This window comes from Flavobacterium ammonificans, from assembly GCF_020885975.1.
Classification (GTDB): Bacteria; Bacteroidota; Bacteroidia; order Flavobacteriales; family Flavobacteriaceae; genus Flavobacterium; species Flavobacterium ammonificans.
In genome coordinates, this window is the sequence record NZ_AP025183.1 from 845048 (window position 1) to 865453 (window position 20406).

The window sequence follows — 20406 nt, forward strand, 5'->3', positions numbered from 1 at the left end:
ATGTCAAAAACGTTACGATTAGTTCTCGGAGATCAATTGAACAGCAATCATTCTTGGTTCAAAACCATTGATGATTCGGTGACTTATGTCATGATGGAAATTCGAACAGAAACGGATTATGCCACGCATCATATTCAGAAAATAGTTGGTTTTTTCTCGGCGATGCAAGAATTTGCTGCCGAAATACAATCGCAACAACATCGAGTAATTTATATTCGTTTGAATGATGGCAATAATTTACAATCGTTTGAGAAAAACATCAAATCATTAATAGAGAAAGAACAGTTTACCCATTTTGAATACCAATTCCCAGACGAATACCGATTGGACGAACAGCTGAAAAATTTGTGTCAGTCGCTTTCCATTACAAGTTCAGTTTGCGATTCGGAGCATTTTATGAGTTCAAGAAACGAATTAGGTGATTTTTTCGAAGGTAAAAAAACCTTTTTAATGGAGAGTTTTTACCATATGATGCGTAAAAAGCACCACATTTTGATGGAAGGTGACAAGCCTTTAACGGGCAAATGGAATTATGACGGCGAAAATCGAAAAAAATTACCCAAAGATCACAAACCCACTCCGCCTTTGGTTTTCCAAAATGATGTAACCAAAATCGTTTCAGAAATTCAAAAAACAGATATCAAAAGCATTGGAAACATCGATGCAGAAAATTTTGTTTGGCCTATTAACAGAAAGCAATCACTAGAATTACTCGATTTTTTTGCAACCGAATGTTTGGCACTTTTTGGGAGTTACCAAGATGCAATGACACCTAACGAATGGTCGTTGTATCACGCCCGACTTTCGTTTTCGATGAATGTGAAACTAATTTCTCCTTTGGAAGTGATTCAGCGAGCCATATTGGAATGGGAAAATCGTCCTGAAGCAATTGCCTACCATCAATTGGAAGGATTTGTGCGCCAAATTATTGGCTGGCGTGAATACATGCGAGGCATTTATTGGAACAAAATGCCCGAATATGCCACGATGAATTATTTCAATAACGAAAACTCACTTCCGGAATGGTTTTGGACAGGAAAAACCAAAATGAATTGTTTGAAAGATGCAATCAATCAATCTTTAAATTACGCTTACGCGCACCACATTCAGCGATTGATGGTAACCGGGAATTTTGCGCTTTTAGCAGGTATTCATCCTGATGAAGTAGATGCTTGGTATTTGGGCATTTATATCGATGCGATTGAATGGGTAGAAATTACAAACACGCGCGGTATGAGTCAGTTTGCCGATGGCGGAATTGTAGGCACCAAACCCTATGTAAGTTCGGCTGCTTACATCGATAAAATGAGTCATTACTGTGGAAGTTGCTTTTATAAAAAGGCTGTGAAAACCGGAGACAAAGCCTGTCCTTTCAATAGTTTGTATTGGAATTTTTATGATAAAAATGAAGACAAATTAGGTAAAAATCCACGAATTGGTATGATGTATAATGTGTGGCGCAAAATGAAACCTGATGATAAAGCCGCTTTGTTAGAACAAGCCGCTTTTTATTTGAAGAATATTAACAACTTATAAATTCGAGTTAAAGTAGCTAAAGTTAACAAAATAAAACGTTAATTTTTAATCTCTTAACTAGCAATAAATCTTTCATTTTGTACTTTGCGCATCCTATTCTGAACCATTAAATTTCAATAACTAGGAGGAGTTGTTCATTCAGCTTGGCAAATCAAAGACAAATATAATTATATGATAAAGACAGCATTAGTTTGGTTTAAAACGGATTTACGAATTGAAGATAATGAAACCTTAGTCAAAGCGATTGCTCAAAGCGAGAAGGTAATTCCTGTGTATTGTTTTGATGAAGCTCATTTTGAAACTTCGGTTTACGGATTTAAAAAAACGGGGAGTTTTAGAGCGCAGTTTTTATTGGAATCGCTTGAAGATTTAGATGCCAAATTGCGAACTTTAGGTTCAGGTTTGCGCATAGTAATGGGTAAGCCTGAAGTTGAAATTCCCAAATTAGTTCAAGAATATAAAGCGCAAAAAGTCTTCGCCAAGCGCGAGGTAGCTTTTGAAGAAAAACAAACTGAGAAAAAAGTGCAAACGGAATTGTTCAAATTGCGTTGCGAATTGGACACTTATAGTACCAGTACATTATACCATGCCGAAGATTTGCCTTTTTCTATCAAAAATATTCCGGATGTATTTACTAATTTCAGAAAAAAAACAGAAAAGGATGCTGAAATTAGGCCACCATTTACAGCTCCAAAACAAATTAATTCGCCTGAAATCCCTGCTATAGAATTACCAACATTAGAGGACTTAGGCGTTTCGAAAACTACTATCGATTCTCGTGCTGTTTTAGCATTTAAAGGTGGAGAGAGTGAGGCCATTCAGCGGTTACAGCATTATTTTTATAATACACAATCTTTGTCAACTTACAAAGAAACCCGCAACGGAATGGTAGGTGCGGACTATTCGTCTAAATTTTCGCCATGGTTGGCTATGGGTTGTATTTCGGCTCGATACATTTATGCCGAAGTTAAAAAATACGAAATGCAATTTGGCGCTAATGATTCGACTTATTGGTTGGTTTTTGAATTGCTATGGCGTGATTTTTTCCGATTTATGTTTAAGAAATACCAAACCAAATTTTTCTTGTATGAGGGAATCAAATTAAAAAAAGGCAACTCCAAATCTTTAAACGAAAAACTACTTTCTCAGTGGGTCAATGGAACTACGGCTTCTGATTTTATCAATGCCAATATGCTCGAATTGCAACAAACAGGATTTATGAGTAATAGAGGACGACAAAACGTAGCGAGTTATTTTTGTAACGAATTGAATATGGATTGGCGACTTGGAGCAGCCTATTTTGAAGAGCAATTAATCGATTATGATGTGTGCAGCAATTGGGGCAATTGGGCCTATTTAGCTGGAGTTGGTAATGACCCAAGGGGACACCGTTACTTTAATATTGAGAAACAAGCAACTGATTATGACAAAAACAAAGCGTTCAGAAAACTTTGGTTAACCGAGTAAGTTTAGTCGGTTTTTGTTTCTAAAACCACCCATTTTTTATCACTATTGAGTTTGAATGAAGCAATGAATTCTTTGTTCCATTCATTGGGTGCAATCAATGATAAAAATTCAATACCATCATCACCCAAATACATATGATAGGTTTCGCCAATGACTGGTTCGAAGGAAAATTTAGCGTTGTAGACTAATTCATTCCATTTGTAATCGTCCATTAATTTTTGGTATGCCGATTGTAACTCTTGAAATTTGTTTTCAAATTCCTTGTTGACACTATGAATTCCACGGGATTTCCAAGCAACAACATCATCCGTTGTAATAACGGGTGCGCCCACACTCGTAGCATACGGAAGTAAACTTGCGTTGTATCCTTGCTCTTCAGAATATACAATATTGTCAGGTTTTTTATTGTCCATACTTTGTTGTTCGTGTTTTTAATGTGGGAATCGCTAAAGAGTTCAAAATTACACTATTTCAAATTTTATATTGGTTAAACAAAACAAAAAATTAGGATAAAATAAGATAATTTGAAGCAATGAAAGAATTTGATAGGTATTCAACATCATTTAAACCAAAACCACTATATTTATTTCCGCTATTTAACCAAAAAAACTATGAACCAAAACAGCCTTGAATTAACCGATTATATTGTATTTATTACCTACTTTTTAGTAGTATCCATTTATGGATATGTTATTTATCGCAAACGCGAAAAGAACGAAAACGATGCCAAGGCTTATTTCTTAGCCGAAGGTAAATTAACTTGGTGGGCTATCGGGGCTTCTTTAATTGCTTCTAATATTTCGGCAGAACAATTTATCGGAATGAGTGGCGAAGGCTTCTTTTTGGGTATTGCTGTTGCCGCTTACGAATGGATTGCGGCCATCTCTTTATTGATAGTTGCCATTTGGTTTATACCAGTGTATTTGAAAAATAAGATTTACACGATGCCCCAATTTCTGAAGACACGATACAACGAATCGACGGCTTTGATTATGGCGGTGTTTTGGTTGTTTTTGTATGTTTTTGTGAATTTGACTTCGATTTTATACTTAGGAGCTGTTGCTATTAATGGTTTGGCTGGTGGCCAATACTTGCATATTATCATGATTGGATTAGCTTCCTTTGCCTTAGTAATTTCACTTGGCGGAATGAAAGTAGTAGCTTATACCGACGTGATTCAGGTGGCGGTTTTGCTGATTGGCGGATTGGTAACTTCTTATATTGCTTTGACTACGGTAAGTCATTATTTTGGTTTTGGACACGATGCTATTGCTGGTTTTCAGGTATTGATGGAACAGGCGCCAGAACATTTCAAAATGATTATGCCTGAACCAACAGCCACTTCGACTCAAGAAGAAATTAATAAATACCTAACTATTCCAGGAGTAATGGCCTATTTGGCTGGGATTTGGATTATTAATCTGAATTATTGGGGTTGTAACCAATACATTACCCAACGTGCTTTGGGTGCCGATTTAGACACCGCGCGTTCGGGAATTTTGTTTGCGGGTTTTATTAAATTATTTATGCCTTTAATTGTGATTTTGCCTGGAATTGCGGCTTATGTGTTGCATCAGGGAGGTCATTTACCACAATTAGTGGGAGGGAAAGACGGTGCATATTCGGCAATTTTAACTTTCTTGCCTACGGGTTTGAAAGGACTTTCAGTAGCGGCTTTAACCGCAGCGATTGTAGCTTCGTTGGCTGGAAAAGTCAATAGTATTTCTACAATTTACACCTTAGACATTCATAAAAAATACATTCAAAAGGAAGCAACAGATACGAAACAAGTGAACGTTGGGAAATACGCTGTTTTTGTAGCCTTGTTATTGGCAGTACTTTTTACTTGGAACGATACTTTAGGCATTGGAGGTGTGGGCGGATTTACCTACATCCAAAAATACACTGGTTTTATTAGCCCGGGAGTTTTTGCGATGTTCATTTTAGGAATGTTTTGGAAACGAACTACAGGTGCTGCAGCTGTTGTAGGTGTATTGGCAGGATTTGCCTTGTCTGTGGTATTTAACGAACTGGCACCGGCTTGGTTTGGCAACGATACTTGGTTGTACACAGCTTACCCTAACGGCAAAGGCGGTTACGAAATACCCTTCTTAATTTGCATGGGCTTGTCTTTTATCTTCACGATGCTGTTAATGATTCTGGTGAGTTTGGCTGGACCTAAAGTCAACGAAAAAGCCTTTGAATTGGACAAAGTGATGTTCAGAATGAAACCACAAACAACTGTTTTGATAGTGGCATTAGTCTTGACAATTTTTGCTTTGTATGTGAAGTTTTGGTAGACAATAACTCTTAATACTATAAATCCCTTCTGGAGACAGAGGGGCTTTTTTATTAATAGCTATAGCAACTGCAAGGTCGGTTATTTCTACCATCGATATTAAAGTTCAAGAATAAAGAGTGAGTCCCATTATTTTGAGAATTGAATTTTGTAATTGATTTGTCAAATGCATATCCAATTAAATATTTTTCGTACAATCGAATTCCTGCAAAAACTCCAATTGATGATTTGAATTCAAAATTAGCACTTGCATATATTTCATCTTTCATATTTAAGTTTAGAGCTATTAAGGTGCTAACGGGTGCGCCTTTTACTAATCGAGTAAGAACAGTGGGCTGAATGTAGAAATCTTTATGTGAGTAAATTTTGTATCCTGAACTAAAATAATAATTTAATGCTTGTTGTGAAATGGTAGAATTATTAGTATCTAATAAAGATGGAGCTAGCAAATTAGGGATAGCTGCTCCGATAAAGAAATTTTCATTATGAAGATAGAAACCTGTGCCAAAAATGTAATTAAAGGTTTTTTGTTGACCAATACCAGCAATGAATTCAGAAGGATTCTCAATTGATAAAAGACTATAATCTACCTGATAATTTTGAATCCCCGCCTTTATTCCCATAGAAAAACGCCAAAAATCATCTAGGCCCAAGTGATACGCAAAGTTAGCTACTAGTTTTGTTTCTTCTTCAGCACCTCTTTTGTCGAGTTCAGCATTGATGCCTAATCCCATTAATCCATCAGAAATTGCCTGATGACCATTGAAAAGAATGGTTTTTGGCGCGCCTGGAAATCCAATCCATTGCGAGCTATATACGCTAGTTAAGCTGATTCCACCATTACTTCCTGCATAAGCTGGGTTGTAAGCTAAAGGGGTTAAGCTAAAATTAGATAACTTAAAATCAGCCTGAGCAGATAAGCGCATAAAACAAAATGCTATAAATAAAAAAAGAAATTTTGATTTAATTTTCTGCATCTTAATTGGCATTGTCAATTTGTAAATAACCGGTTAATTCGGTTTGTTTATCTACAAATGTATTATTGTAAACTAAAATGAAAAAATAGGTTCCAGAGGGTAAAAAGCTGTCTTTCATATACACCCCCGAAACATTAGCTTTGCCTTTAAAAGCGTTACTCATATTGTCATATCCTGAAGTTTCCCAAACTAATTTTCCATATCGATTGTAAATTTTCACCGAATTATCTTGAAAATAGGAGATGTCATCAAAGGTTAATTGGTCGTTTAATGAATTTCCATTAATGGTAATTAAGTTGTATGCAGTTATATTACATTTAAAAAGATCTACTTTAACAGCTAATCGTTGTAAACTTTCACAACCAGTTGCTGCATCTATAGTTGTTGCATAATAGGTTGTATTGTCTTGTAAAAGTGTTGCATTGTCAATAGTCATACCATTAGTAAGGGCATCAAACCATAGGATGGAGTTGCCTGTTACTATTAAATTTGAAATTACAAGATTTTCTTCTAAACAGAATTTTTGAATTTCATCTCCTTTGGGTGTTGGGACCTTTACTATTGAAACAGTAGTTTGAAAACGATTAGTACTTTCACAACCATCAATAGTTTGGGTAGCAAAATAGTTAGTTTCATTAACTAAAGCGGTAGTATTATTTAAAGCTGTAGTTCCTGTTGCGGATGCAAACCACTTAACATCTGTTCCATTGACTGCCAAGGCAGCAATTGTAGAATCATTGCAAAACTGTTGTTTAGCAGCACCCGTTGGAGCTGGAGTGTTTTTTACTGTAATTGTGATGCTTTTTCTACAGGTACTTTCATTTGTGGTTACATCTACCCAATAGGTAGTTGTTACTAAAGGTTTTGGATTTATGGATGAGGTAGTTTCTCCAGTTGACCATAAGTAGGAATAAGTTGCTAAATTTTCAATTTCATAAATAGGAAAAGCTGTTGTACAACCACAAGAATTGTTACTAGGATCTCCGGCATCATTCCACTTCATTCCAAATACATTCCATTCTATTTGACCAAAATTTTCTGAATTTTCTGTATTGTTAGGCTCTCCTGTATACCAGTTTGTGTATTGTAAAGGGGAATTATCAACCCACTTCCACCCTCCAGAAGGTTCGGAATAATTAGATGAAGATAAATCTTGGTACAGCCCAATCCAGTATTGAATACCGTCATTTCCTCTTGAAGGGAGTGCATTATAAACTGATAATTCTTCGTTGGCATCATTTATTATATACATTGAAGCACCTATTTGATCTCCATGTATTTTGGCTCCTGGCCAAGTAGTTGCTTGATTTTTATAAAAATAAGAATGACTTCCAATTGTTTTAAAAAGTATCAAATCAGGGTTTGCAAGTTGAAATTGACTTAAAGATTGTGAACTGTTGTTTATTTTCAAATTTACCTGATCGCCAATACACACTTCAGTTGCACTAGCCGTAATTTCTGGAATATTTTCAATCGTAGTAGTAACTGCTAAACGAGTTAAACTTTCGCAAGAAGACGAGCTAGCCGAAGCATAATAAGTATTTCCATTTACAAGTGAAGTTGTACTTGGTATTAAATTACCTCCTGTCGCTGCATCATACCATTTGATTGAATTTCCTGTTACAACTAAATCTGAAATAGTAGTTGATGAGCAAAAAAATTGGGTAGATGATCCTGTAGGGGCTACAACAGCAGGAAGTATTGAAATAGTCATAGTTGCAGTGGAGCCACACTGTCCATTATTTGGGGTAAAAGTATAGGTTGTTGTAGCTGTATTATTTAAAGCTGGAGACCATGTTCCTGTTATCCCATTGTTGGAAGTTAATGGCAAACTGATTGTGCCACCTGAACAAATAGGCGCTATTTGATTAAAAGCAGGCGTTGTAAGTGATATAGGGGGTAAATTTAAAACGCTTTGAATCACACATCCTTCAGGACTTCGTATCCAAATATTTTGATTTCCTGGACTAATTGTAAGTGAATTAGAAGTTGAGTAATTGGTGCCATTAAGCGAATATTGAGCAGTATTTACATTGGACAATAATTCAACAGTATATTGACTGCAGGTTGAACTTAGTATAGTATAACCAGTATAATTAAAAGTGTTAATTGAGGTTGCTTCATTATCATATTGAATTGAACCTACAGCAGCTCCATGATTTATATTAGCTATCTCATTTAATAAATTAGAATTGAATTTATAATACCCTTTTAGTCCAACTTGAGTAGATGGATTTGGTAAAGTATTCATATTGTTTTTAATATCGTTTTCACTTCTGCAAACGTTCCATATTCGCACTTCATCAATGGAGCCAAAAAATTGTTCAAACTCTTGAAAGTTTGAAGTTCTATTTCCAATTCCAGTGTTTATATTATTTTGCAATAAATTCCCGGTGGCAGGATTTTTAATTACCAAGCATCCATTCACATAATACCTTACAAATTGACCGTCATAAGTGCCTGCAACATGATACCATTTATTTAATTCCAAAGCATAGGGATTGTTCATTAAATAAAATCCATTGCTAGTACTAATTTCAAAAGTTTTAGGACGTAATAAATAATTTAGATTGGAGGAGTCAGTATGCTTTGAAACAATATTCATAGCATAGGCTGAAGTTGAAGACATGAAAATTTTAGCTTCAACAGTAAGTTGATTCCCCGTAATGTCTAAATCACCAATATTGACGTATTGATTCGTATTGGTAAGTTTAAGACTTTGTCCAAAAACTAACTGTGTAAAAAGGAAGCTAATGCATAGTAGTGTTTTTAGTTTCAACTTCATATTTGTAGAGAGTATTTTAAATTTTATGATGTATCAGTAAACAAGCTACATATACTGAGATTTTATTGTTAGGACATTCTTGCCATTTGGGTTGGTTGTACAATGAAGTTCGAAAAGTGTATATTTCTTTATCTGTTTTATTGACTTGATTAATTCGTTCTTTAACACTTTCAACAATTTCGTTTTTAACAGCTAAGAAATAATTCATTTTTCCAAAACGAAGTAGTAATACACCATTCTCAATTGCATAATCAAATGAAGATCTTTTGCCTAAGGTTAAATGGTTAAAAATGGGAGCGGATATAGTATCTTTTGTTCTTTTCATTTTTTAATTAGGGTATAATTTTAATTTGCAATTCAATTGTTTGTTTTGATTAATTTTTGAAATAGAGTTAATATTCAATTACACTTATGCCATAAAGATTAGTGCTTGGCTCAATTACTGTCCCTTCTGGCAACCAAATATTTCCTTTCATCAAATCAAAAGTCATTGCTCCCCATGCATTGGCATTATAAAAATCTTCTGAATTCCCAACATATATCGAATTCCCATTTATCTTTATAATAAATTCTTTTCTACCGATAAAATTTTGTGACGGTAAGACCGATGATAATTTCCATTTCTTGCCAATTGGAACAGTAGTAGATGTTGTAATTAAGTGACATTTTAAATTTGTATTATCAATTTCTTGAATTGATAAAAATCCTATATTTTCAACGGAAGTTATGTTTATAGTAGTTCCGCTCGGGAACCAAAAATCACCTTCAACTAAAAATGAGGTCCACATAATAATATCATCATTCTGATTTACAGTTCTTTTATTTGTAGTGCCTATGTATACATTATTACCATTTATACTTATAATTTTATCCATATTATTAAACCAAGAAGCATTTGCTAATATATTTGATATCCTTGCACTTTTACCCACAGGAACTGTATAAATAGATGTATTGTTTAAAAGAAAAACATTAGATAATTGATTATCGATGTTACCATTATTTATGTTGCTTAAACTATTACAAATGTAGCTAACGTTTGATATTTCGGATAAATCTAGATTACCATTGTTATTAGTGTCTAGTCCAACTTCAATTTTGGTTCCGCCATCAGCACAATTAGCGCCTGCAGCTTCTGTAGTGGTATTGACCAAAGTATTCTTCCCATTCGTTCCCGCAGCACCTTGTGGTCCCACTACAGCAATACCGCTCCCCCAAGCCCCACTAGTTTTAGGGCCAAACAACGTATTAGTAGTAGTGTTAATGTAAAAATCACCATTGTTTCCCGTGCTATTTGTTGGGTCTTGATTTCCGTTTAGGATAGTTTTTCCATCTAATCCATTGGCTCCGTTAGTCCCTGTTATTCCTTGTGGTCCTGTATTACCAGCAGGTCCAGCTATTCCAGCTACTCCTTGTGGACCTTGAGCTCCAGTAGCTCCCTGTAAAGCGGTTAGAAATTGTGATTCGGTTCCGGTATTACCTGCATTGAGCCAAATTTGATAAGCAGACAAACCATCTTGTCCATTGCTGCCATTAATCCCTGCTATTCCTTGTGGTCCTGTACTACCAGTTGGACCGGCAATTCCTTGGATCCCCTGCGGACCAACTAGTGGTACACCATTTCCCCAAACGTCATTTGTTTTAGGTCCAAAAAGGTTACTTGTAGCGGTATTAATGTAAAAATCACCATTGGTCCCAATACTAGCGTTTGGAATAGTTGTTCCATTTAAGACTGTTTTCCCGTCAAGTCCATTGTTGCCTGCAGGACCTTGTGTTCCAGTCACTCCTGTATGCGCAGCATAGAGTGCAAAAGGGACATAGGTAAAAGGCTGGTTGCTAATTTCAATAAAATGAGTTGACTGACCACTTGGATCTAGGGATACAATTAAATTTTTAGCAGAACCATCCCAATTGATGGTGCTAAATTGAGTTGCTATTCCAGCTTTTCGAGTACCGGTACCAATGACAACATTTACCATTCCAAATTCATCAGTTTGTGTATTGATGATTTCTTGGTAGTCTAATGAAGAAGAGGCATTAAGAATTTTAAATTCTAAAGTAATATCTTGATTTACCAAAGGCAAACGGGAGTTGTCTGCACCAGGCAATTCTTCTGTATTTGGATTTAAGATAACCGCTTGATAGGTAATGCCATTTTGAGCTTGAGACCAAAATGTGCACAAAATTATAAGTAGAGTATAAAAATTCTTCATTTTTTGAGGTTTAATTAATGGCGTAGTGAATACCAAATTCTAATTGATGAGAACTAAATCCTAATTTTTGATCGGTCGAGTTAGACAAATTGATTCCTTTACAATAATTATATCCTAAACTAATATAGCCAGCAGCGGCAAGATTATATTTTACTTGTAAACCAAGGCTTGGAGTTACTAATAAACCACTAAACTCTTTTTCTTTAGTTAAGTCAAAATAAGTGCCGTTGATGGTTTGTTTTCCTCTAATGATTGTACCAAGATTGAATCCAAAAACAGGTAGAATGTCGAAATTATTTCTGTTATTTAGAATTGAATAGGATATTCGAGATTGAATGCTCAGATAATTAGTATCCCAATAATAACTATTTGTTAAATTTCCCCCTGCACTATTGTACTCATTTAATGCTAAACCAATATTTAAATTAATTTTTTCATTAGAAAGAGGTTTAGTATAACCTAATTCATAAAAATTCCCTGATCCATTTTTTAAATTAGGGTTAGAAGCCCCACTAGAATTTTTAAAATAATAAGTGGTGAAATTTTTTCCTGTATAGAAATAGACTTCTTGTGCGAAACTATTTTGATAAATTATATAAAAGCTGATAATTAGAAATAGTTTTTTCATTTTGATTGTATGATTTGAGTGTAATAATTCAATTTATCTGCAGTTAAACGAACTAGATAAGTTGCGGATGGTAGTTGTAGGTTTGCAATAGAAAGTATTTTTTCGTTTGGTTTTTTCGTTTCTTGATATACTATTTTACCTGTTATGTCAAATAGTGTAATCTGAATGCTTGTATTTATTAGTTGTGAAAATTGAAAATAGACTGTGTCAAAGAAAGGATTGGGATAAGTTTTTGTACTTATAATCGAAGCGTCATTGGTTTTAATATAATTGCTCCATAGACTTTGTTGGTATCCTTGCGAAATAGTAAGATTGTTTTTTTGAGAAGTACCAGTTAAACTCTGCTGCCCTATAGACTGAGATATGTACATTCCATTAGCAATGGTAAAACTATTACCTTGAGCAGTTACCATTTGGCGTTGTAAGTTTTGACTATAAAGAGTGCTACTAATTGCTAGAAATACTACTAGTATTGTTTTTTTCATTCGTGTTTTTAGTAAAATTGAAAATGCGGGGACAGTTCGAATTAAAAATAGCCTAACTCATTTAAGCATTTCAAAATATCGTTGGAAATCATATTTTCTACTATTTTTACAGGAACAACTAATTGATAATCAAAACAATATAAAAATAAGAAAAACGCCTTGTTGAAGGCGTTTCTTGATGCATTTCTACTATAGGTTATACTTTTTTAAGTAGTTTTGGGAGTAAAAGAAGGTCTTTGAGTCGTTTGTCCTCCATGTTTTTTTGTTCCAACTGTAGTTTGTTCTCCGGTATACCTGTTAATTTAGAGACTTTATTGAGCAACCCATTAATGGCTTGTTCTCTTCGTTTAATGATAGCCGAAGCAGTTTGAGGCTGAGCTGGGTTTTCAAACAGGCCATTCAATTGGTTTAAGGAAACAAATTGGTTGCTATTAGCCAATAAAAAGTGCAGTATCTTTTTCTCATTTTCTTCAAAATGAATAATGACTTTTCTTTTGTATAAAAACTGGTCTTTATTGCTGTCATAAACAATTCCTTTGAAAGGTTTTTGGAATGAAAGAATTCTTTTTTTATAGCCAATAATAACCAAACCCAAAAATAGTATTCCAATGAATCCAATTATAAGATAATTATTAAAAGTTGTATTATCCTCAACAAAAAAAGGAACTGTTCCAATGTATTTTCCTTTCAAGTCATCAATTGTAGTTTTTTTGAAATAGTATTTATTTTCAGTGGTAGAAAAAATTCCATTAATAGTATCGCCAACTATGAAATGTTGTTTGAGCAACTCGTAATTTTTAAATTGATATTTCTTTGCGATCTTATTAGTAAAATCTATTTCAATAATATAAGCATCAATTAAATACAGTTTATTTTTAATTTGAACTTTCTTTTCTGAAGCCGTTAACAAATCAGCATTGTACGAACCAATACTCGACCAAGTCATAGTGTGTAAATTCAATTCCCAGAGTTGGGACTGTACAGGCTTGCTTATCAAAATGTCGCTATCATCACCTGTGAACCCCCCAAATAGGTAAAGATTGTTATTATCTCTATAGTTGTAGGCATCTGTTCTTGATTCTGGCTTGGCTAGCCCATTTGTTTGTATTTGATTCCATTCTCCGCTTTTAAAGTCATATTTAGTAATAATATTTTTATGAGTAAACATACCATAGCCACCAAAGAGGTAGATCTCATTGTTGTAAACAAAAGGAATACATCGGTATTGATTTTTGTGTAAAAAGGAACGATCTATACGAACTATGGAATCGTTTCTAAACTCTAAAACGGGTCCACAGCCTTTATGTACAAGATAGGTTTTTGTGCCTATTTCAAAGGGAAGGTATTCGCTTATTTTATCCGGATATTCGGTATGCTTAAATGGAATGAGCTGTTTCCCTTTGTATACAAGAGAATCGTTAATAATAATGATGGGTTGTTTTGATTTGGCCTCTTTGAACAATAGCAAATCATCATAGCGTTTCAATTTTTGCCCCTGACTTGTGGTAGCAATCAGCAGGGAAAATAGCAGCAGTAGTATATTTTTTTTGACCATGTTGTGAGGGAATCATAGATGTAAGAAATATAGTCAAATATCTAGTATAATCTGATAGAATGAAACAAAAATTAGTGGAAAATGTATTTTATTGTATTTTTATTATTGCTAAAATCCTGTTAATCAATTGAAATAGCAACTTTAGAAACCAATTACAATTTTCAATTTATCTGCGAATCATTGGCTGGATTGCTTCGTCGTTCCTTCTAGCAATCCACTTCCTACCTTGGTGCCTTCGTGGCAAAACAATAATATAAAAAACCCGCCAAAATTACTCTTGACGGGTTAGGATAAATAATTTGTAATGGAATTACCCCAATAAGTCTAATACCAATGATGGGAACATTCCAATGATAATATTCAAAGCGATTGCGGTAAAGGCAACAGCATAGATTAAGAATGGTTTTCCAGTGCGTTCTTCGTTCGATTCTTTGGTGTACATGGCTAAGATCAATTTGAAATAATAACCCACACTAATAATCGAGTTGATTACAGCCACAATTACTAAAGCAATAAATCCATTTTCGATGGTTTGAGAGAACAAAACCAATTTAGCAAAGAATCCCGCAAAAATTGGAATACCTGCCATAGAAAGCAAAGAAGCAGTCAAAATCGCTGCTAAAAAGGGATGTGTTTTTCCTAATCCGTGGAAGTTAGTAATGTCTTCGTTGTGTTGGTTTTTGCAAACGTATAAAATCACACTAAAAGCAGCAATTCCTGAAAGCGCATAGGCAGTGGTATAATACAATAAACTACTTGCCGAAGTCGATAAACTCAATAAGGTCATCAACATAAAACCAGCATGTGAGATTCCTGAGAAAGCCAACATACGTTTTACATTGGTTTGTTTCAATGCCATAATATTTCCTACCGTCATAGAAGCCATAGAAACGGCTACGATAACCATTTTATAGGCTTCAGATATATCAGCGTTCATAACAGACAATAATTTGTAAAGAGTAGCCATTGCCACCACTTTTGCTAAAGTACTCATCAAAGCCGTTGTTAATGCTGGCGAACCTTCGTAAACATCTGGCGCCCAGAAATGGAATGGTACGGCAGCAATTTTGAAAAACATACCTACGGTTAACAACGCAATTCCAATTGGAAACCATATTGGCAATTCAGCTGATTGTGATAATTCACTGATTTCAGTTACGTCAAAACTTCCCATAGCTCCATACACTAAGCAAATTCCGAATAATAAAATCCCTGAAGCGAAAGAACCCATTAAGAAATATTTCATTCCGGCTTCATTACTTTTTAATAGTAAACGGTCACTTGCTGCTAATATATATAAGGAAATAGAAAGCACTTCAATTCCTAAAAAGAACATCGCCAAGTTGCCAAAAGAAACCATGGCTACAGCTCCCGACAATAAAAACACCTTGATAGCAATGTAATCTGAGATTTTGTTTTGATGATTTTCATAAAAATTATGTCCTAATGCCACTAAGAAAATAGTCAGTACAATGAACAGAGAAGAAAATGTAGTAGAGAATTTACTTACCACAATCATATTTCCATAGTAAGATTCTGTTGAACCAAATTCTGAGATATTCAATCCCAATACCGCTAACAAACCAATGATGGTAACCGGCACAATTGCTTTTCTTTGATTTAGAATTTCAAATATAAGGCATAAAACGCCTAATCCTATTATTGCTATTAATGTATTCATTTTTGTAGTGGACTTATTTGATTCTATTAATTTGATTTACAATTTCTTCAATGCTTGGTGCAATTAACTCTACGATTGGTTTTGGATACAATCCAAAGAAGAACAATACTGAAATAATTACTACCAAAACAATTCCTTCATTTGCCGTAACATCTGCAAAGGGTTTAGCATTGGTTTCGCCTAACATAACCGATTGGAACATTTTAAGCATATAATAAGCTCCCAAAATAATTGTTGTTCCACCTACAATGGCAAACCCCATATTAACTTGAGACAAACTATATAAAACGGTAAACTCTCCCACAAAGTTAAATGTTCCTGGCAAAGCTACTGAAGCCAACACAAGGATTAAAAATAAAGAAGTGAATTTTGGTGCTTGCGAACGAATTCCCCCCATATCTGCAATAGTTCTGGTGTCATAACGTCTAAAAATAATTTCAGCTGCAAAAAATAAACCCACTACTACGAATCCGTGAGCAATCATTTGTAATACGGCACCACTCATTCCGTCAGTGGTCAAAGTATAAGCTCCCGCAGCAATCAAACCAACGTGAGCCAAAGAAGAATAGGCCAATAATTTTTTTAGATCCTTTTGTTTTAATGCTACAATGGAACCATATACTACACCTGCTATTCCTAAAACTAACATAATAGTAACGTGAGCTTTGGCAGCAAAAGGAACAATAGGCAACTGCCAACGAATTACGCTATACAATCCCATTTTCAACATGATACCAGACAAAAGCATCGTTCCAACTGTTGGGGCTTTTTGGTACACACTAGCCTGCCAAGTATGGAAAGGAATGATTGGAATTTTAATGGCATACGCCAAGAAGAAAGCTGCAAAAAGCCAAATTTGTTCTGTTCCGTTTAAATTTAATTGGTATAAATCTTCAATTAATAAACTTCCCGCTTTTTGATACAAATACACAAATCCTATTAGCATGAACAACGAACCTGCTAAAGTATAGATGAAGAATTTCACTACTGCTTTTTTACGTTCTTCGGCATCTCCATTCCCCCAAACTAAGGCAATAAAATAAATTGGTAACAAAGCCAATTCCCAGAAGATATAGTACAACAATCCGTCAGCGGCTAAGAAAGTACCCGCCATAGCAAATGCCATAAATAGAATCAAGGCATAAAATGTTTTGGCATTTTTCACTTCGGTTCCAAATGATGAAAAGATAATTATCGGCGTTAAAGCTGTGGTTAACAAAAGCATAGCTAAAGCTAATCCGTCTGCTTGTAAAGCAAAAGAAATATTCGGTTTTGCAATCCATTGTGTGAACAAACCGATATTTTCACCTAGATTATAGTGATTCAATAAAAGGATAGAAGCACCCAAGGAAACTAATCCAAAAAGCAAGGCGATTTTAGATGCAAATTTATCACCAACCATATAGGTTGCTAAAGCACCAATTAAAAGAATAATTAATATAAGAGATACGTTCATAGTAATGTATTATTGAGCTAAAAATAAAAAGGAAATAATGGCACATAAACCTAAAACAAAAGCAAACAGGTATAGACCAACACTTCCGTTTTGTACTTTTTTCCCTTGAACACTAATTTCATTGGTTACTTTTCCAAATCCAAATACGAATGAAGACAAGCTAGTTTCTAGTTGATCTCTAAAGAATTTAGACATTGCATTAATCGATTTAACAAACAAGAAATCGTAAATCTCGTCTAAGTAGTATTTGTTATACAATACTTTAGCAAATCCTGTGATAGAAGCATCCTCTCCAGGAACCGTATTTTGTTTGTTGTATTTGGCATAAGCCAATCCAATTCCTACTAATCCACCTACAACAGCAATAGCCATTAGTATATATTCAGTAGTTCCTAAATGGTGTTGTGCAGTTGCTAATTTTGGTAAAATTGGAATCAAGTAGTGATTCAACCAAGAATTTCCAGGCAAGCTAATTACTCCACCAACTGTTGCTAAAATAGCCAAAACAATTAATGGGAACGTAATCAAAGCAGGACTTTCGTGTAAGTGGTGTTTTTGTTCTTCTGTTCCTCTAAACTCGTTAAAGAAAGTTAAGAACATCAGACGGAACATATAAAAAGCGGTCATAATAGACGCCACCGAAGCGACAACCCATAACGGAATGTTATGATGAAAAGCCGTTAACAAAATCTCGTCTTTAGAGAAGAATCCTGAAAATACCGGCACTCCTGAAATTGCTAATGAAGAAACTAGCATCGTGAGGAAAGTAATTGGCATTACTTTTTTCAAACCACCCATGTTACGCATGTCCTGTTCACCATGTAAAGCGTGGATTACAGAACCTGAACCCAAGAACAAACAAGCTTTAAAGAAGGCATGAGTGATTACGTGGAAAACAGCAACTTCGTAAGCACCTAATCCCAATGCTAGAAACATCAATCCTAATTGCGAAACAGTAGAGTAGGCCAAGACCTTTTTAATATCATTTTGTACCAAACCAATTGTTGCCGCTACTAAGGCTGTAATGGCTCCAATGACAGCAATAACGCTTTGTACGTCTGGTGTTAAATCAAAGATAAAATTCAAACGCGTAATCATAAAGATACCCGCTGTTACCATCGTAGCTGCGTGAATCAATGCCGAAACTGGAGTTGGTCCAGCCATCGCATCAGGTAACCAAGTGTATAAAGGAATTTGTGCTGATTTTCCCGTTGCACCAATAAACAAACACAAGGCAGCTGCAGATAACCAATATAAATCAAGGTTAGTTGCACCTGCAATTGCATTTTTTAATGTTGCATAATCCAATGTAGAGAACAAATGCCCTAAAATAAAGATTCCGATTAACAAACCTAAATCTCCAATTCTATTCATGATGAAGGCTTTTTTAGCGGCATCATTGTAGTCTTGGTTTTTGTACCAAAACCCAATTAATAAATACGAGCACAAACCAACTCCTTCCCATCCGATGAACATCACTAACAAGTTGCTACCTACTACCAAAGTAATCATAAAGAAAACGAATAAGTTGAGGTAAGCAAAGAATTTATGCATATTCTCGTCGTCGTGCATGTAGCTGATCGAATACAAATGAATTAGTGAACCAATTCCAGTGACAAATAGTAACCATAAAATTGACAATTGGTCTAACAAGAAGCCAAATTCAACTTTGAAATTGCTAATTTGAATCCAATCAAAAAGACTTATTTGAAATCCATTAGGGTTCGCAGCTAGTGCACCAAAGAAATATATTGAAGTAGCAAAAGAAATCGCTACCGAAAGTGTCCCGATAATTCCTGAAACGGTTTTTCCTAAACTTTTTCCAAAGAAAACATTGATTAAAAATCCCGCAAAAGGAGCAAGAACTAAAAGTAAAGCTATATTGGTATTCATTTCCATTTATCCTTTTAAGTTTTTTAGGGCATCGATACTAATCGAACCAGAATTTTTAAATATCGATACTAAAATCGCTAGTCCCACCGCTACTTCTGCAGCAGCAACAGCCATAGAGAAAAACACGAAAACCTGTCCTTGAGCATCTTGATGGTAGGTTGAAAAAGCAACAAACAATAAGTTTACGGCATTCAACATAATTTCGATGGACATAAAAACGATAATGGCATTTCGTCTGTACAATACTCCGAATATTCCAATACAAAAAAGGATAACACTCAGGAAGATATAGTTTTCTATACCAATTTGATTTAAAATATTATTCATTTTATTTCTCTAGTTTTTCTTTCTTAGACAATAGAACTGTACCAATCATAGCTACCAAAAGCAAGATGGAGGCAAACTCAAAAGGAACCATATATTCGTTCAACAAGATTTTACCTAATACATTTATTGATTGGTAATCTTCGCCTGTAGCAATATAATCTCCAGCAATTGGTTTTGAGTTGATGAAAATTGCAATCAAAATCAAACAAACCAAACAGAAAGAAACAATAGCGCCTAAACGAGTAATTCTCGGTTTATGCACTTCGTTTTCTTTGTTTAAATTCATCAACATAATGGTAAATAAGAACAAAATCATGATTGCGCCTGAATATACAATGATGTGTACAATGGCTAAAAATTGCGCGTTCAATACTAAATAATGACCTGCTACTGAGAAGAAACAGATTACTAAGTATATAGCACTGTGAATTGGATTTCGACTAAAAACGGTTAAAAATGCCGTTGCTAAAGTGATTGCGGCTAAAACGCAAAAAATAATTAATAATACTGACATTAGTTAGCGTTTTTAAGTTGAGCATTTTGAATTGCCATTTCTAGAGGCATGACCAATTTGTCTTTTCCAAAAATAAAATCTTCTCTATCATAATTAGAAGGCACTAATTCTTTAGACATAGTCAAATAAATAGCATCTTTTGGACAAGCTTCTTCGCACAATCCACAGAAAATACAACGCAACATGTTGATTTCGTAGATTTCTGCATATTTTTCTTCTCTGTATAAATGTTTTTCGTCTGGTCTGCGTTCTGCTGCTTTCATTGTGATAGCTTCTGCTGGACAAGACAAGGCGCATAAACCACATGCCGTACAGTTTTCACGTCCTTGTTCATCACGTTTTAGCATGTGACGACCACGGTACACCGGACTCATTTCACGCACTTGCTCCGGATAATGGATAGTTGCTTTTTTAGTAAAAAAGTGTTGAATAGTAATCCACAATCCTTTAATAATTGCGATCAGATACATTTTTTCCAAAAAAGTCATCTCTTTGTTGGAGACTACTTTTTTTCTTCCCGATAAGGATATTGTTTCTATTGACATTTTTTATTTTTTTATTTCTTAAGGTGATTTTAATTGCACCTCTAA

17 protein-coding genes are annotated in these 20406 nt (G+C 34.7%); 3 read left to right on the forward strand and 14 right to left on the reverse strand.

Annotated elements, in window-relative coordinates; genetic code table 11:
• Complete coding sequence (locus tag LPC23_RS03675; RefSeq protein ID WP_229331171.1) at nucleotides 1–1536, forward strand: cryptochrome/photolyase family protein; 1536 nt, start codon at nucleotides 1–3, stop codon at nucleotides 1534–1536.
• Between the two features lie 171 nt (nucleotides 1537–1707).
• Nucleotides 1708–3003 (forward strand): DASH family cryptochrome, encoded by a 1296-nt coding sequence (locus tag LPC23_RS03680; protein WP_229331173.1) that lies wholly within the window; start codon nucleotides 1708–1710, stop codon nucleotides 3001–3003.
• Between the two features lie 2 nt (nucleotides 3004–3005).
• Here the strand turns inward: LPC23_RS03680 and LPC23_RS03685 are convergent, their stop codons facing one another.
• The gene (locus tag LPC23_RS03685) at nucleotides 3006–3416 is read right to left on the reverse strand and encodes a DUF2452 domain-containing protein (RefSeq protein ID WP_229326653.1); all 411 of its coding nucleotides are present in this window, start codon (nucleotides 3414–3416) and stop codon (nucleotides 3006–3008) included.
• A gap of 198 nt (nucleotides 3417–3614) precedes the next feature.
• On the opposite strand from LPC23_RS03685, the gene LPC23_RS03690 reads away from it, so the two are divergent.
• Nucleotides 3615–5303, forward strand: coding sequence for a sodium/sugar symporter (locus LPC23_RS03690; protein WP_229331175.1), 1689 nt, complete (start codon nucleotides 3615–3617; stop codon nucleotides 5301–5303).
• Nucleotides 5304–5355: 52 nt separating this feature from the next.
• Here the strand turns inward: LPC23_RS03690 and LPC23_RS03695 are convergent, their stop codons facing one another.
• The 13 genes from LPC23_RS03695 to LPC23_RS03755 all read right to left on the reverse strand — a co-directional run bounded on the left by LPC23_RS03695 (nucleotide 5356) and on the right by LPC23_RS03755 (nucleotide 20361).
• On the reverse strand, nucleotides 5356–6291 hold the full coding sequence (locus LPC23_RS03695; protein ID WP_338032156.1) for a PorP/SprF family type IX secretion system membrane protein: 936 nt from the start codon (nucleotides 6289–6291) through the stop codon (nucleotides 5356–5358).
• The gene (locus LPC23_RS03700) at nucleotides 6281–9064 is read right to left on the reverse strand and encodes an Ig-like domain-containing protein (RefSeq protein WP_229331179.1); all 2784 of its coding nucleotides are present in this window, start codon (nucleotides 9062–9064) and stop codon (nucleotides 6281–6283) included. The genes LPC23_RS03695 and LPC23_RS03700 overlap by 11 nt, the downstream gene beginning before the upstream one ends.
• Before the next feature lie 16 nt (nucleotides 9065–9080).
• Nucleotides 9081–9389, reverse strand: a complete 309-nt coding sequence (locus LPC23_RS03705; protein WP_229331181.1) for a hypothetical protein — start codon at nucleotides 9387–9389, stop codon at nucleotides 9081–9083.
• 67 nt (nucleotides 9390–9456) lie between these two features.
• Complete coding sequence (locus LPC23_RS03710; protein WP_229331182.1) at nucleotides 9457–11277, reverse strand: DUF7151 family protein; 1821 nt, start codon at nucleotides 11275–11277, stop codon at nucleotides 9457–9459.
• A 10-nt stretch (nucleotides 11278–11287) separates the two neighbouring features.
• On the reverse strand, nucleotides 11288–11905 hold the full coding sequence (locus LPC23_RS03715; protein ID WP_229331184.1) for a hypothetical protein: 618 nt from the start codon (nucleotides 11903–11905) through the stop codon (nucleotides 11288–11290).
• Nucleotides 11902–12390: a T9SS type A sorting domain-containing protein gene (locus LPC23_RS03720; protein WP_229331186.1), complete on the reverse strand. Its 489-nt coding sequence runs from the start codon at nucleotides 12388–12390 to the stop codon at nucleotides 11902–11904. The genes LPC23_RS03715 and LPC23_RS03720 overlap by 4 nt, the downstream gene beginning before the upstream one ends.
• Before the next feature lie 196 nt (nucleotides 12391–12586).
• Nucleotides 12587–13945 carry a Kelch repeat-containing protein gene (locus tag LPC23_RS03725; protein ID WP_229331188.1) on the reverse strand — a complete coding sequence of 453 codons (1359 nt, stop codon included), beginning with the start codon at nucleotides 13943–13945 and terminating at the stop codon, nucleotides 12587–12589.
• Nucleotides 13946–14255: 310 nt separating this feature from the next.
• Entirely contained in the window at nucleotides 14256–15626 is a 1371-nt protein-coding gene (locus LPC23_RS03730; protein ID WP_229331190.1) for an NADH-quinone oxidoreductase subunit N, read from the reverse strand.
• Nucleotides 15627–15639: 13 nt separating this feature from the next.
• Complete coding sequence (locus tag LPC23_RS03735; RefSeq protein WP_229331192.1) at nucleotides 15640–17082, reverse strand: complex I subunit 4 family protein; 1443 nt, start codon at nucleotides 17080–17082, stop codon at nucleotides 15640–15642.
• Nucleotides 17083–17091: 9 nt separating this feature from the next.
• Nucleotides 17092–18975 carry an NADH-quinone oxidoreductase subunit L gene (gene nuoL, locus LPC23_RS03740; RefSeq protein ID WP_229331194.1) on the reverse strand — a complete coding sequence of 628 codons (1884 nt, stop codon included), beginning with the start codon at nucleotides 18973–18975 and terminating at the stop codon, nucleotides 17092–17094.
• 6 nt (nucleotides 18976–18981) lie between these two features.
• Nucleotides 18982–19302, reverse strand: coding sequence for an NADH-quinone oxidoreductase subunit NuoK (gene nuoK / locus LPC23_RS03745; protein ID WP_229326671.1), 321 nt, complete (start codon nucleotides 19300–19302; stop codon nucleotides 18982–18984).
• A gap of 1 nt (nucleotide 19303) precedes the next feature.
• Complete coding sequence (locus LPC23_RS03750; RefSeq protein ID WP_229326672.1) at nucleotides 19304–19816, reverse strand: NADH-quinone oxidoreductase subunit J family protein; 513 nt, start codon at nucleotides 19814–19816, stop codon at nucleotides 19304–19306.
• The gene (locus tag LPC23_RS03755; protein ID WP_229326674.1) at nucleotides 19816–20361 is read right to left on the reverse strand and encodes a NuoI/complex I 23 kDa subunit family protein; all 546 of its coding nucleotides are present in this window, start codon (nucleotides 20359–20361) and stop codon (nucleotides 19816–19818) included. The genes LPC23_RS03750 and LPC23_RS03755 overlap by 1 nt, the downstream gene beginning before the upstream one ends.
• Between the last annotated feature and the right edge of the window lie 45 nt (nucleotides 20362–20406).